The sequence below is a fragment of the Citrobacter sp. On2M genome (assembly GCF_018035235.1).
Taxonomy (GTDB): domain Bacteria; phylum Pseudomonadota; class Gammaproteobacteria; order Enterobacterales; family Enterobacteriaceae; genus Citrobacter; species Citrobacter meridianamericanus.
The window spans coordinates 53,637-67,242 of the sequence record NZ_WPCV01000006.1; the positions used below are offsets into that span (position 1 = coordinate 53,637).

General features: G+C 54.3%; 11 protein-coding genes and 1 pseudogene. 5 read left to right on the forward strand and 7 right to left on the reverse strand.

The features are described 5' to 3' along the window. Nucleotides 1-255: 255 nt before the first annotated feature. The 3 genes from On2M_RS22150 to On2M_RS22160 are packed head-to-tail and all read left to right on the forward strand — an operon-like array spanning nucleotide 256 to nucleotide 2,818. Nucleotides 256-939, forward strand: coding sequence for a D-lyxose/D-mannose family sugar isomerase (locus On2M_RS22150; protein WP_187260071.1), 684 nt, complete (start codon nucleotides 256-258; stop codon nucleotides 937-939). 14 nt (nucleotides 940-953) lie between these two features. Next, nucleotides 954-1,814 (forward strand): ketose 1,6-bisphosphate aldolase, encoded by an 861-nt coding sequence (locus tag On2M_RS22155; RefSeq protein ID WP_151218044.1) that lies wholly within the window; start codon nucleotides 954-956, stop codon nucleotides 1,812-1,814. Further along, the gene (locus tag On2M_RS22160; RefSeq protein WP_187253999.1) at nucleotides 1,811-2,818 is read left to right on the forward strand and encodes a carbohydrate kinase family protein; all 1,008 of its coding nucleotides are present in this window, start codon (nucleotides 1,811-1,813) and stop codon (nucleotides 2,816-2,818) included. The genes On2M_RS22155 and On2M_RS22160 overlap by 4 nt, the downstream gene beginning before the upstream one ends. A 5-nt stretch (nucleotides 2,819-2,823) precedes the next feature. Here the strand turns inward: On2M_RS22160 and On2M_RS22165 are convergent, their stop codons facing one another. After that, entirely contained in the window at nucleotides 2,824-3,555 is a 732-nt protein-coding gene (locus tag On2M_RS22165; RefSeq protein WP_210905466.1) for a response regulator transcription factor, read from the reverse strand. A 287-nt stretch (nucleotides 3,556-3,842) separates the two neighbouring features. Between On2M_RS22165 and fdhF the strand changes: the two genes are divergently transcribed. Both fdhF and yjcO read left to right on the forward strand, forming a co-directional pair. Next, nucleotides 3,843-5,990 carry a formate dehydrogenase subunit alpha gene (fdhF, locus tag On2M_RS22170; protein ID WP_151218047.1) on the forward strand — a complete coding sequence of 716 codons (2,148 nt, stop codon included), beginning with the start codon at nucleotides 3,843-3,845 and terminating at the stop codon, nucleotides 5,988-5,990. A gap of 103 nt (nucleotides 5,991-6,093) precedes the next feature. Beyond that, nucleotides 6,094-6,783, forward strand: a complete 690-nt coding sequence (gene yjcO, locus On2M_RS22175; RefSeq protein WP_151218048.1) for a Sel1 family TPR-like repeat protein YjcO — start codon at nucleotides 6,094-6,096, stop codon at nucleotides 6,781-6,783. Nucleotides 6,784-6,879: 96 nt separating this feature from the next. On the opposite strand, the gene gltP is transcribed toward yjcO, so the two are convergent. The 6 genes and pseudogenes from gltP to nrfB form a co-directional block, all read right to left on the reverse strand. Then, a complete protein-coding gene (gene gltP, locus On2M_RS22180) occupies nucleotides 6,880-8,190 on the reverse strand; it encodes a glutamate/aspartate:proton symporter GltP (protein ID WP_187253972.1) in 1,311 nt (436 codons plus the stop codon). 469 nt (nucleotides 8,191-8,659) lie between these two features. Continuing rightward, on the reverse strand, nucleotides 8,660-9,280 hold the full coding sequence (nrfG, locus tag On2M_RS22185; protein ID WP_151224613.1) for a heme lyase NrfEFG subunit NrfG: 621 nt from the start codon (nucleotides 9,278-9,280) through the stop codon (nucleotides 8,660-8,662). Beyond that, a pseudogene (gene nrfF / locus On2M_RS22195) lies at nucleotides 9,277-11,404 on the reverse strand (heme lyase NrfEFG subunit NrfF). The gene nrfG and the pseudogene nrfF overlap by 4 nt, the downstream one beginning before the upstream one ends. Before the next feature lie 8 nt (nucleotides 11,405-11,412). Continuing rightward, entirely contained in the window at nucleotides 11,413-12,369 is a 957-nt protein-coding gene (gene nrfD / locus On2M_RS22200; protein ID WP_151218050.1) for a cytochrome c nitrite reductase subunit NrfD, read from the reverse strand. Further along, complete coding sequence (gene nrfC / locus On2M_RS22205) at nucleotides 12,366-13,037, reverse strand: cytochrome c nitrite reductase Fe-S protein (protein WP_005132585.1); 672 nt, start codon at nucleotides 13,035-13,037, stop codon at nucleotides 12,366-12,368. Before nrfC ends, nrfD begins: the two co-directional genes overlap by 4 nt. Then, nucleotides 13,034-13,600, reverse strand: a complete 567-nt coding sequence (gene nrfB / locus On2M_RS22210; protein ID WP_210905468.1) for a cytochrome c nitrite reductase pentaheme subunit — start codon at nucleotides 13,598-13,600, stop codon at nucleotides 13,034-13,036. Before nrfB ends, nrfC begins: the two co-directional genes overlap by 4 nt. Nucleotides 13,601-13,606 lie beyond the last annotated feature (6 nt).

Here is a 13,606-nt window from a genome sequence, read left to right on the forward strand (position 1 = left end):
GCGAATAAAAAAGCGAACACATTAACTCAATGATTTACAATAACATTTATAAAAACATTCTTTTTATTTATCATTTTATTGAATGAATCACACTACCCCATAAAAAAACACAATAAAATATAACCATTCCCTGTTCTGCTGTGAGGGAGAGGTAACCGGATGGTATCCCATTTCCATGGGAAAGCTTTTGATTTTCTCCCTCTTCCTTTGAGAGAGGGCCGCATAAAGGTCATCTTATCAGCCACAGGAGAATCAATGAAACGCTCCGCAATAAACGAAATCCTTGGGCACACGCGCCAGTTTTTTTCTCTGCACGACGTGCACCTGCCTCCTTTCGCCAGTTTCCCGCCCACCCAATGGCGCCAGCTCGACGCCAGTGCCTGGAGCGAAGTTTTCGACCTCAAGCTCGGTTGGGATGTCACCGCATTCGGCGGCAACAATTTCGCCGCACAAGGGTTAACGCTGTTCACCCTGCGTAACGGCTCGCCGAAAGGTATGCCTTACGAGAAATGCTACGCCGAGAAAATCATGCACGTTCGCGATGCGCAGGTCACGCCGATGCATTTTCACTGGCGCAAACGTGAAGACATTATCAATCGCGGCGGCGGTAATCTCATTGTAGAACTGTGGAATGCAGGGATCCGCGAGCAAACGGAAGACAGCGACGTTAGCGTGGTGATTGACGGTTGTCGACAAACGCATGCCGCAGGCAGTCAACTGCGCCTGACGCCGGGTGAAAGCATCTGCCTGCCGCCAGGCCTGTATCACAGCTTCTGGGCGGAAGAAGGTTTTGGTGACGTGCTGGTTGGCGAGGTCTCTTCTGTTAATGACGACGACCACGACAACCATTTTCTGCAACCGATTTCCCGCTACAACGACATTGAAGAAGACGAACCGGCGCTGCTGGTGCTGTGTAACGAATATCGCCTGTTCCGCTAACCAAGGAGCACATTATGCCGTTGATCTCACTCGCTGATGGCCTTGCCCATGCTCGCGAACACCGCTATGCCTTAGGGGCGTTTAACGTTCTGGATTCACATTTCCTGCGCGCGTTGTTTGCCGCGGCAAAGCAGGAACGTTCGCCATTTATTATCAACATTGCCGAGGTGCATTTTAAATATATCTCGCTGGATTCTCTGGTCGAAGCGGTCAAGTTCGAAGCCGCCAGACATGACATTCCTGTAGTGCTGAATCTTGACCACGGCCTGCACTTTGAGTCGGTGGTGCGAGCGTTACGCTTAGGTTTCAGCTCAGTGATGTTCGATGGCTCCACGCTGGAGTACGAAGAAAATATCCGTCAGACCCGCGAAGTGGTGAAGATGTGCCACGCCGTCGGCGTGTCGGTGGAAGCTGAGTTGGGCGCAGTCGGTGGTGATGAAGGCGGTGCGCTGTACGGTCATGCCGACGAATCACTGTTTACCGATCCGATGCTGGCACGTGATTTCGTCGACAGAACCGGAATTGACGCGCTGGCTGTCGCCATTGGTAATGCGCACGGCAAATATAAAGGCGAACCCAAACTCGACTTCCCGCGTCTGGACACTATCCGCCAGCAGGCGGCGATCCCGTTGGTGCTACACGGCGGTTCCGGCATCAGCGACGACGATTTCAAGCGCGCGATTGAACTCGGCATTCACAAAATCAACTTCTATACCGGCATGTCACAAGCGGCGCTGTCGGCAGTGGAGACGCGGATGGCGAATCGTCAGCCCTTGTACGACGAATTCGCCGAACTGCTGCTCGGCATTGAGGAAGCCATTACCGATACCGTTTCAGAACAGATGCGCATTTTTGGCAGCGCAGGACGGGTCTGATGGAACGCAAAGGCGTTATCGCCGCAGGCAACATGCTGGTCGATCATGTGCATCAAATTGTGCAGTGGCCGGAACGCGGCTGGCTGGCGGAGATCACCCGTAGCGAACGCGCCACCGGTGGTGCGCCGCTGAACGTACTACTGACGCTGGCAAAAATGCACGCCGGACTGCCGCTGCAGGCGGTGGGGTTAATCGGGCAGGACAGCGACGGCGACTACATTATGGCGATGCTGGAGCAGTATCACGTTAATCACCAACACGTGCAGCGCACGACATTCGCGCCCACGTCAATGTCGCAGGTGATGACCGATCCGAGCGGTCAGCGCACCTTTTTTCATTCTCCCGGCGCGAATCGCCTGCTGGATCTGCCCGCTTTTGAGCAACTGGATACCTCGATGAAAATCTTCCATCTTGGCTATCTGCTGCTGCTCGACAGCCTGGACATGCCAGATGAAGAGTACGGCACACGTAGCGCTCGGCTGCTGGCGCAAATGCGCGATAACGGTTTCGAAACATCGCTGGATTTGGTCTCACGCAAGGGCGACCCGCGCTACCAGCCGCTGGTGATGCCCGCCCTGCGCCATCTCGATTATCTGGTGATTAACGAGCTGGAAGCCGGAGAGTTCAGCGGGCTGGAGATCCGCCAGCCCAACGGCGAGCTGCATATCCCACATATCGCTACCGCCGCGCGCGAACTGCTGAATGCGGGCGTACGCCAGCGGGTGGTGATCCACTGTCCGGAAGGTGCCTGGGGTGAAGCGCCGGATCGGGCAGGCGTCTGGATCCCGTCACAGTATCTGGCGCAGGAGGAGATTGTCGGCAGCGTGGGGGCGGGAGATGCGTTTTGCGCCGGATTTTTGTATGGCTGTCATGAACGTTGGTCACTGGAAGAGAGCATCCGGCTAGCGCACGCCTGCGCGCGAGCCAGTTTGTTGTGTGCCAATGCGATAGACGGCGCAAAAACGCTGACAGAGTTAAAGGCCGCAATGACTGATGCCGGATAAGGCGTTTACGCCGCCTTGTCGTGATGCTGCACGTCGGCGGCGAATACATAGCCCAGCCCGCGCAGGGTTTTGATCAGCATCGGCTGATGCGGGTTGTTCTCTATTTTTCGCCGCAGCCGCATGATTAACACGTCAATAGTACGGTCAAACACTTCAACACTGTCGCTACGCGTCAGTTCCAGCAATTGCTCACGACTAAGCACCCGACGGGCATTTTGCGCCAGCGCCAACAGCAGACTGTATTCACCCTGCGTCAGGTCCACCTTCAATTGCTGAGGATTACGAAGCTGGCAGCCCGCGGTATCAAGATGCCAGCCGTTAAAAGAAAGACCCGAGGTTTGTGGAGTGCCGCTTTCAGCCGTTAGCACGCCCACGCGTCTGAGCACCGCCTTCACCCGCGCCACCAGCACCCGGGCATTGAACGGTTTACCAATGTAATCGTCAGCGCCCATTTCCAGCCCGACCACCACATCCGATTCACTACCAAGCCCGGTCAGCATCACCACCGGCAGCCCGGGTCTCATTTTTTGCACCTGCTGCAGCACCATCAGGCCGTTGATGTCGGGCAACATCATATCCAGCAATACCAGCGCGATCTCCGGCTGAGTCTCAATGCAGCGCAGCGCCTCCTGCCCGGTATGACAAGCAGTCACCGCAAAGACGTGTTCGCTCAGCACATCCTGCAAAAGCGAACAGACCGCAACGTCATCATCCACAACCAGTATGGCTGGCTTCATTATCTTTCCCCATTTCTGGCCAACTTAAATGAGTGTGATTGATTCTGCCCAGAGTGACAGCGATAAGGCACAAGGATGTGTAGGAAACATAACCTCGGTCACACTGCCGGGGCGTCACGTATTGGAGATTCGACACGTCAAATATGACGACAGCCTGTTTTTCGTCAGGGTTTTGACCAAAAATCACCCGTAATATCAGGGAATGCCCACAATAAAAAAGTGGCATAGAAGATGCATACTAAGGGCGACAGCGCGTATGCGCGATTTGATTAACTGGAGCGAGACCGATGAAAAAAGTCGTCACGGTTTGCCCATATTGCGCATCAGGTTGCAAAATCAACCTGGTGGTCGATAACGGCAAAATCGTCCGGGCTGAAGCGGCGCAGGGGAAAACCAACCAGGGTACCCTGTGTCTGAAGGGCTACTATGGCTGGGATTTTATCAATGATACCCAGATCCTGACCCCTCGCCTGAAAACCCCAATGATCCGTCGCCAGCGTGGCGGCAAACTGGAATCTGTTTCCTGGGATGAAGCCCTTGATTACGTCGCCACTCGTCTGAGCGCCATCAAAGCGAAGTATGGCCCGGACGCTATTCAGACGACCGGTTCATCTCGCGGTACAGGTAACGAAACCAACTATGTAATGCAAAAATTCGCGCGCGCCGTTATTGGTACCAATAACGTCGACTGCTGCGCTCGCGTCTGACACGGCCCATCGGTTGCAGGTCTGCACCAATCGGTCGGTAACGGCGCAATGAGTAATGCTATCAATGAAATTGATAACACAGATTTAGTGTTCATCTTCGGGTATAACCCGGCGGATTCCCACCCGATCGTGGCGAATCACGTGATTAACGCTAAACGTAACGGGGCGAAAATCATCGTCTGCGATCCGCGCAAAATTGAAACCGCGCGTATTGCCGACATGCACATCGCGTTGAAAAACGGCTCGAACATCGCGCTGCTCAACGCTATGGGTCATGTCATCATCGAAGAAAAACTGTACGACCAGGCGTTTGTCGCTTCCCGTACAGAAGGCTTCGAAGAGTACAGCAAAATTGTCGAAGGCTACACGCCGGAGTCCGTCGAAGATATCACTGGCGTTAGCGCGCAGGATATTCGTCAGGCTGCACGTATGTATGCCACGGCGAAAAGCGCGGCCATCCTGTGGGGCATGGGTGTCACCCAGTTCTATCAGGGCGTGGAAACCGTACGTTCACTGACTAGCCTCGCCATGCTGACCGGCAACCTCGGTAAGCCAAGCGTGGGCGTTAACCCAGTTCGTGGCCAGAACAACGTTCAGGGCGCATGCGATATGGGCGCGCTACCGGATACCTATCCGGGCTATCAGTACGTTAAGTTCCCGGAAAACCGCGAGAAGTTCGCTAAAGCCTGGGGCGTGGAAAGTCTGCCTGCACACACTGGTTATCGCATCAGCGAACTGCCGCACCGTGCGGCGCATGGCGAAGTCCGTGCAGCGTACATCATGGGTGAAGATCCATTACAGACCGATGCTGAACTCTCCGCAGTACGCAAAGGCTTTGAGGATCTGGAACTGGTCATCGTGCAGGATATCTTCATGACCAAAACCGCCGCTGCCGCAGACGTTATTTTACCATCTACGTCATGGGGCGAGCATGAAGGCGTCTTCTCAGCGGCTGACCGTGGCTTCCAGCGCTTCTTTAAAGCCGTTGAGCCTAAGTGGGATCTGAAAACGGACTGGCAGATTATCAGTGAAATCGCCACCCGTATGGGCTACCCGATGCACTACAACAACACCCAGGAAATCTGGGATGAGTTGCGTCATCTGTGCCCGGATTTCTACGGTGCAACGTATGAGAAAATGGGTGAACTGGGTTATATCCAGTGGCCTTGTCGCGACACCTCTGATGCCGACCAGGGGACGTCTTACCTCTTTAAAGAGAAGTTCGACACCCCGAACGGCCTGGCGCAGTTCTTCACCTGCGACTGGGTAGCGCCAATCGACAAACTCACCCCAGAGTACCCAATGGTACTGTCTACGGTACGTGAAGTCGGCCACTACTCTTGTCGTTCGATGACCGGTAACTGTGCGGCGCTGGCCGCGCTGGCGGATGAGCCGGGTTATGCCCAGATCAATACTGCCGACGCAGAACGCCTGGGCATTCAGGACGAAGATTTGGTGTGGGTTAACTCGCGTAAAGGTCGGGTCATTACCCGTGCGGCGGTCAGCGATCGTCCGAACAAAGGCGCGATTTACATGACCTACCAATGGTGGATTGGGGCATGTAATGAGCTGGTAACCGAGAATTTAAGCCCGATTACCAAAACGCCGGAGTACAAGTACTGTGCCGTTAACGTTGAACGCATTACCGATCAGCGCGCCGCCGAACAGTATGTGATTGATGAGTACACCAAGCTGAAAGCCAGCCTGCGCGAAAGCGCGATGGGTTAGTCCGTTTACGTACCTGTTCTACAACAGCCTCCGCCCGGAGGCTGTTTTTTTATCCATACGATCTCTTTATACTGTTCATTCCGTACCCTAAATAAAACTCAAAATGAAACAACTCATTGCATTGATGTTCTTTATGACATTCTTTGCCCATGCCAGTGATACTGAGCCAGGAAGCCAGTACTTACAGGCCGCTGAGGCAGGGGACCGTCGCGCACAGTATTTTCTTGCCGATACCTGGTTCAGTTCGGGCGATTTGAGCAAAGCCGAGTATTGGGCGCAAAAAGCCGCAGACAATGGCGATGCCGACGCCTGCGCGCTACTGGCGCAAATCAAAATTACGAATCCGGTCAGTCTGGATTACCCCCAGGCCAAAACGCTGGCGGAAAAGGCAGCCAAAGCGGGCAGTAAAGCAGGTGAACTCACCCTGGCGCGGATTCTGGTCAACACCCAGGCAGGCCGCACCGATTACCCCAAAGCCATCACTTTGCTGCAAAACGCCTCTGAAGATCTGGAAAATGACTCCGCCGTCGACGCGCAAATGCTGCTCGGGCTGATTTACGCCAATGGCGTGGGGATCCCCGCAGACGATGAAAAAGCGACGTGGTATTTCAAACGCAGCTCCGCCATCTCCCGCACCGGTTATTCAGAGTACTGGGCCGGAATGATGTTCTTAAACGGCGAGCAGGGTTTTATCGTGAAGAATAAACAGAAAGCGCTGCACTGGCTGAATCTGAGCTGTATGGAAGGATTTGATACCGGCTGTGAAGAGTTTGAAAAGCTGACCAATGGTTGATGCTGGTTGCCGGATGGCGCTACGCTTATCCGGCCTACAAAGGATGTGTAGGCCGGATAAGACGCGTGAGCGTCGCTGTCAGGCGACCATCACCAATTACTGCGCGGTCTTATCAAATTTACCCAGCATCTCGCGCTCGTAGGCCAGCGCCTTTTTGCGGTCAAATTTGTGCTCCCACTTGGCGATAACCAGCACCGCCAGCGCATTCCCAACTACGTTCAGCGCGGTACGCGCCATGTCGAGGATACGGTCAACACCGGCGATAAACGCCAGACCTTCCAGTGGGATCCCGACGCTGCCCAGCGTTGCCAGCAGTACCACAAAAGAGACGCCCGGCACGCCCGCAATCCCTTTCGACGTGACCATTAGCGTCAGTACTAATACGATTTCCTGCCACAGCGACAGGTCGATACCGTACAGCTGCGCAATGAAAATAGCGGCAATACTCTGGTACAGCGTTGAACCATCAAGGTTAAATGAGTAACCAGTTGGTACAACAAAGCTGGTGATTGAAGCTGGTGCGCCGTAGGCTTCCATCTTCTCGATAATACGCGGCAGTACGCTCTCGGAACTGGCGGTAGAGTAGGCCAGAATCAGCTCATCTTTCAGAATGCGGATCAGGATCCAGATGCTCAAACCACAAATACGCGCCACAATCCCCAACACCACCAGTGCGAAGAACAGAATGGCGAAATGCACTAACAGCACCAGCTTCGCCAGCGGCCACAGTGAGGCAAAACCAAAGTTCGCGACGGTCACAGCAATCAGCGCAAAAACACCGACTGGCGCATAGCGCATCACCATGTGGGTCACTTTAAACATGGTTTCGGAAATCGAGCGGAACACGGTCACCAGCGGCTCGCGGTGAGTTGCTGGTAGGGAAGACAAGCCTAAACCAAACAGCACCGAGAAGAAGATAATCGGCAACATATCGCCTTTCGCCATCGACGCAACGATGTTAGTCGGCACCAGCGACACAATCGTGCCCATCAAGCCATGCGCGTGGCTCTGCACTTCTGCGGTCGTATTTTGATATTTCGAAATATCCACGGTCGCCAGTTGCGACATATCAATCCCGGAACCCGGCTGGAACACATTCGCCAGCGTAATACCAAGAATAATCGCTACGGTGGTGATCACTTCGAAATAGAGAATGGTTTTGGCGCCAATACGGCCCAGTTGTTTTGCATCACCCACCCCGGCAATTCCAACCACCAGCGTGGAGATAACAATCGGCACGACAATCATTTTAATCAGATGGATAAAGATATCGCCCGCCGGTGACAGCAGGTTCACCACCAGCCATTCGCGGCTGTCACTATGGTAATGCAGGTAACTCCCTAGCAGAATGCCCAGCACCATAGCGATTAGAATCTGCCATGCCAGGCTGACTTTCAAATTTTTCATAACAACGGACTTCCTCGATGGAGCGCTATTCCACCTATAAAGAATGGGAATAGTACATACTGAAAGGGTATGATTTGTGTTGCGTTCGTTTATGGAGTTTTTTAACGCTTATACCCTAAATAATTCGAGTTGCAGGAAGGCGGCGACGCAGCGAATTCCCAGGAGCTTACGCCAGTAAGTGACTGGGGTGAGCGAGGAAAGCCAACACACCTGCAACTTGAAGTATGACGGGTATATTATCATTATCATCTGCATGGCATTCAGCGCAACCCTCTAAGAACAGGGACTTTAGCTGAATTTATGCATAAAAATGCAATTTTATCGCACTAAGTATGAATAACTTTTTGTTATAAAAGAATTTTAATATGTTCAAAAATGAAGAAGTCATGGCATGAGTTTTTTTTGTCCGTTTGTTCGTTCGCCTGTTTTTTAAACAGGCCAAATGATACAAATCACAAAAAAAACAAAATTATTTTTGCCGATTCTGCAGTAATTTCGCCATATTAATCGAGTCAATCAGTTGCGCCCGGTTGACTCTCGGCGAGTTTAAATCGAGTACCTTTTGCCACTGCAAAATGGCCTGCGAATAGTCGGCCTGCATAAACGCATCTGAGGCTAGCAGCATCAGCGCTGTCACCTCAGCCGGGTCCAGCGCCAGAGCCTTATCAATCATTTCGCGAGTGGGCGGCGTCATATGTTGTCCGGCCTGGTAATACAATACCGTTGCCATCGCTGAATAAATCTCAGCATTTTCACCACCGACACGCAGCGCCTGCTCGTAGGCCAGCAGCGCATTATGATACGCGTTTTGCCAAAGATAATACTCGCCGAGTTGCGCCCATTTCACACTATCACGTGGATTGGCACGAATTTGCGATTGTAAGGAAAGCAGCTGTTTTTCCTGAACGTTTTCATCGGAGAACGCATGTAATGGATCTGCCAGTCGGGCCTGTTCCTGCCGTACCGCCTGCCATTTTGACGTCAACAGATAACCACCGATGCAGGCCACAACCATCACCACCACCACAGCAGTCAGCCGCTTCACGGGCATTGGTCGTAACGACGCTGTAGAATATACGGGTTGGCTCATGACACTTCGTCCTCTGCGCGCTGACGCCTTCTCACCCGCCAGACCACCACCCCTACAAGTAACAGCAGCAGGCACGGCAACGCCCACAGCAGCAGCGTTTGCTCATTCAACGGCGGGTTATACCGCACGAAATCGCCGTAACGATCGGTCATCCACGTGGTTATCTCGGCTTCACTTTTCCCTTCCGCCACCATGCTGTAAACCTGATGGCGCATGCTGACCGCTACCGGCGCATTGGATTCCAGCAAGTTTTGGTTTTGGCACTGCGGGCAGCGCAGCTGACTGGCAATCGACAGCGCTTTCTCCTGCTGTTGTGGGTTGGCAAAAGTCCATGTGTCCACAACCTGGGCATGCGTAGCGAAAGTGATAAAAAACAGAACGATAAAACCGCAGATATTACGCATCACGTTTCCTCCCTCGCCATCCACTCAGCAGCGCGCCAAAGACCATTAATAGCCCTCCGCCCCAAATCCAACGTACGCCGGTCTGCACGTACAAGCGCATGGCATAACGGTCCGGTCCTGTTTTTTCGCCCATCACCGCGTACCAGTCATGTAACAGATTCCAGCGGATCCCCGGCTCCATCATCTGTTGACGGCGCGCGGCATAGAAGCGCCTTTCAGGCTGCAGGCTGCCAATGCGTTTTTCATCCTGCCACAGCGTGATCTGCGCTTTTTCACTGGTGTAGTTACCTTTTGCTTCCAGGTCCAGACGCTCAAAACGGAAAATGTAGCCTGCCAGTTCCACCTGCTGCCCCGGGCTCAGGTTCAGGCTTATCTCCTGACGACTCCCGCAGGAAAAGACAATCCCGACGGCAAACACCAAAACCCCGGCATGCGCCAGCAGCGCCGGAAGCTGAGCACGTACAGGTACTTTGCGACTTCTGAACGTTGCCATCACGATAACCAGCAGCATCAGCAGCCCAAAGGGTAGCGTCGCACGATTAAAGTACGGTGCGCCCACAGAGAGCCGTCCCCAACCGAACAGTCCGTAAATCATCGGGTAGAGCGTGCCAATCAGCACAATCATCAGCACCGCGCAAAAAAGCAGTAGCGCAACCAGAATCAGCATCTCGCGCGACCAGCCGCCAAAATGCGCACGTTGACGAATATTCTGCCCGCGCCAGGCATACAGCCCGAGCGACGCCAGGCTCAATACGGTAAACAGCGCAAACAGCGGCGCGGCGCGGACGTTATCCAGCGCGAAGGCATGTACTGAAACGAGAATGCCGGAACGCACAATCAACGTCCCCAGCAGCGATAAAATCAGCGTGACAATCGCCAGCAGCAGCGACCAATGGCGGAAGATCCCGCGCTGGCGCGTGATGTATAAGCTATGCAGCAGCGCGCTGGCGGAAAGCCAGGGCAATAAGGAAGCGTTTTCTACCGGGTCCCAGAACCACCAGCCCCCCCAGCCCAGCTCGCAGTACGCCCACCAGGAGCCGAGAATAATCCCCAGCGTCAGAGCGCACCAACCGGGCAGCGCCCAGCGCCAGCACACCCAGGCGCTTTGTGCATTAAAGTCACCGCGCAGCAGCGAAGCCAGCGCCACGCCTGCCGCCACCATTAAACCACCATAACCCAGGTACAGCAGCGGCGGATGGAGGATTAACCCGAGATGTTGCAACATCGGATTAAGGTCACGCCCTTCAATGGCTGGCGGGAAGATGCGCACAAACGGATCGGACCATACCACCACAAACAACAGCAGCAGGGCCGTTATCATTGAGAGGACGCTGAGCGTCAGCGGAAACAGCGCATCGGTGTCACGTCGATAGCAAAAAGCGAACAGCGCGCTCCAGCCGGAAAGAAACAGCACCCACAGCAGCAGCGACCCTTCATGCCCGCCCCACACCGCGGCCAGTTTTAACCCCCACGGCAGCAGACTGTAGCTATGCTGCGCAACATAGACTACCGAAAAGTCACTGGTCAGAAAGCAGAATACCAGAATGGCAAAGGCCAGCATCAGCAGCGAAAATTGCGTCCACACGCCCACACTTGCCAGGCGCATCAGGCCTTGCCAGCGCTGGCGGACACCCACCAACACGGCAAGCGGGGTCAATACGTTGACCCCGAGGCTTAATAACAGTGCCAGAAAACCGGCTTCAGGAAGGAGAACGTCCAGAAATCACCTTACGCAACGGTTAGCTGACCCGCATAGAGAATAAAAAAGCGCAGCAGCAGTACGCCGGTCAGGCTGGCGCCGCACACTGCCAGCACGCCATGAAACGTCGAACTGCGATTGGCCCAGGGTTTTAGCAGCATCGGCAGTATCAACCCAAGCCCGGCCACGCCCAGCCAGAACCACCAGGTCCAGAATCCGCCGCCCAGTGCCGCCGCCAGCGCGCGCATTTTGCCGTCATCGCCCAGCGCCAGGCCGACGAAGAACGCCGCCAGCAGGAAGATCTCCAGCCATACCACCGGGACTTCCATGCGATGCACAAAGTGCGCTTCAGTACTGTGCGGATTGCTACGATGACGTAACGCCATGGCGATCAGCGCCACCGCCGCGCCGGAGGAGATCCCGGAAAACAGGAACAGCACCGGCAGGATCGGGTTATTCAGGAACGGGTAGGATTTCAGCGCCGACAGCAGGAACCCGGTATACGCCCCGAGCAGGACCGCCAGTACCAGCATCAGCGTCTCAAGCGCGCGATGGAACGGCGTGATTAGTGTCAGGAGTTTTGACACAATCGTCAGTCGCGGCACGAACCGCTGCTGCAGTGCAATCACCTCTTTTTCAAAGATTTTTGCCAGCCACAGTACTAACACCACCATGTATAACTGAAACAGCATGACCCCCATCGACATCACCGAAGTGAAGCTGTAGTGGAACATCAGTTTCCAGAAAGTCCATGGGCGCGTCAGGTGGAACACCAGAATCAGCAAACCGAAGATAATCGCCCCGGGCCCTAACACCAGCGTGGTGCGCAACAGCGTGCTGTCTGAACCGCCCGCCTCCGGATGGAAACGACGTAGCAAAATTGCCAGCGTGACCAGTCCAGCGGAGATGCCTATCAGGAACAGATAGATGGCAATAGGCCAGTCCCACACCAGTGATTCGAAATGAAATGCAGAAGCGGATGTCATTGGCTCACCTCCCCAAATTTAAAGGGAACGCGGTAGACCTTCGGTTTTGTGCCCAACGCCAGCTTGTAACGGTAGGTAGTTTTCTGCTGCAACAAGCGGGAGATATCGCTGTTGGGATCGTCCAGATTACCAAACGTCAGCGCCTTCGTCGGACATGACTCAACGCAGGCGGGCTGTTTGCCCGCTTTCAGGTTGGTTTTCCGGCAGAAATCGCATTTATCCGCCGTTTTACTCACCGGATGGATAAAGCGCACGCGATAAGGACACGCGGCGATACAGTACTGGCAGCCAACGCAAAGATCCGGGTTCACATCCACAATGCCGTTGGCGGCATCGCGATACGATGCCCCCGTCGGGCAGACGTCAACGCAGGGAGCGTGATCGCAATGCTGGCACGAGTGACGGAAGAAGCGATACTTCACATCAGGAAATGTCCCTTGCGGCTCGCTGCGAATAATCGTCAGACGCGATACGCCTTCCGGCACGTTGTTAACTTCCCGACAAGCATCCATGCAGGCCGTACAGCCAATGCATAAAGACTCATCATGAACCATACCGTAACGTACGCCGTTGATGTTCAGCGTCTTCGCCACAACGCGTCCCGCCGTCCCGCTCACTGCCACCAGCGCGCCGACGCCGGTGATAAACTGGCGACGAGAGCAACTCATGGATGCTCCTTAAGCAACGGAACCGACGCCGGGTTAAAGTTCGGATTGTTACGCTGATCGCTGTGGCAATCGACGCAAATCTTGATCCGTCTTTTATCGCTTAGCGTCTGCATCGTGTCTTGCTTCGGATGCAGCGAGTGACAGCTGGCACACGCCACTTTGGTTACGTGGACATCGTGCGGCCAGAACGCTTTTTGCAACTGCTCAGGCAGGTGACAGGACATACAGACGCTGTTTTGCTGCTCCACGTTGTACATCGGCTCATTAAAACGCATCACATCCTTCACCCCTTCACGGTGGTTCGGTGACGGCTGGCCGTGACAGTTAGTGCAAGTGACCGGCAGTTTGTTATTCGGGTTGATAACGTCTGCATGCTTACCATGCATGCCTTCGGTATCGGGCTTATGACAATCCAGACAGGCGGCATCCGGATTACGCTGTTGGGTAACCGTCCAGCGTTGATCCGACTCCTGCGGCGTTGGCGTGGCTGTGATTCCACTCAGGCTCCAGAACAAGCCTGACGCCAGCACCCCAGCAGTTAATAACGAACGTAATACGCTCATATTCAC

What these genes read in the sequence shown, in the direction of transcription:
- On2M_RS22150 (WP_187260071.1), top strand. Translation starts at nt 256, where the DNA reads ATGAAACGCTCCGCAATAAACGAAATCCTTGGGCACACGCGCCAGTTT.
- On2M_RS22155 (WP_151218044.1), top strand. Translation starts at nt 954, where the DNA reads ATGCCGTTGATCTCACTCGCTGATGGCCTTGCCCATGCTCGCGAACAC.
- On2M_RS22165 (WP_210905466.1), bottom strand. Translation starts at nt 3,555, where the DNA reads ATGAAGCCAGCCATACTGGTTGTGGATGATGACGTTGCGGTCTGTTCG.
- yjcO (WP_151218048.1), top strand. Translation starts at nt 6,094, where the DNA reads ATGAAACAACTCATTGCATTGATGTTCTTTATGACATTCTTTGCCCAT.
- gltP (WP_187253972.1), bottom strand. Translation starts at nt 8,190, where the DNA reads ATGAAAAATTTGAAAGTCAGCCTGGCATGGCAGATTCTAATCGCTATG.
- nrfG (WP_151224613.1), bottom strand. Translation starts at nt 9,280, where the DNA reads ATGAGCCAACCCGTATATTCTACAGCGTCGTTACGACCAATGCCCGTG.
- nrfD (WP_151218050.1), bottom strand. Translation starts at nt 12,369, where the DNA reads ATGACATCCGCTTCTGCATTTCATTTCGAATCACTGGTGTGGGACTGG.
- nrfC (WP_005132585.1), bottom strand. Translation starts at nt 13,037, where the DNA reads ATGAGTTGCTCTCGTCGCCAGTTTATCACCGGCGTCGGCGCGCTGGTG.
- nrfB (WP_210905468.1), bottom strand. Translation starts at nt 13,600, where the DNA reads ATGAGCGTATTACGTTCGTTATTAACTGCTGGGGTGCTGGCGTCAGGC.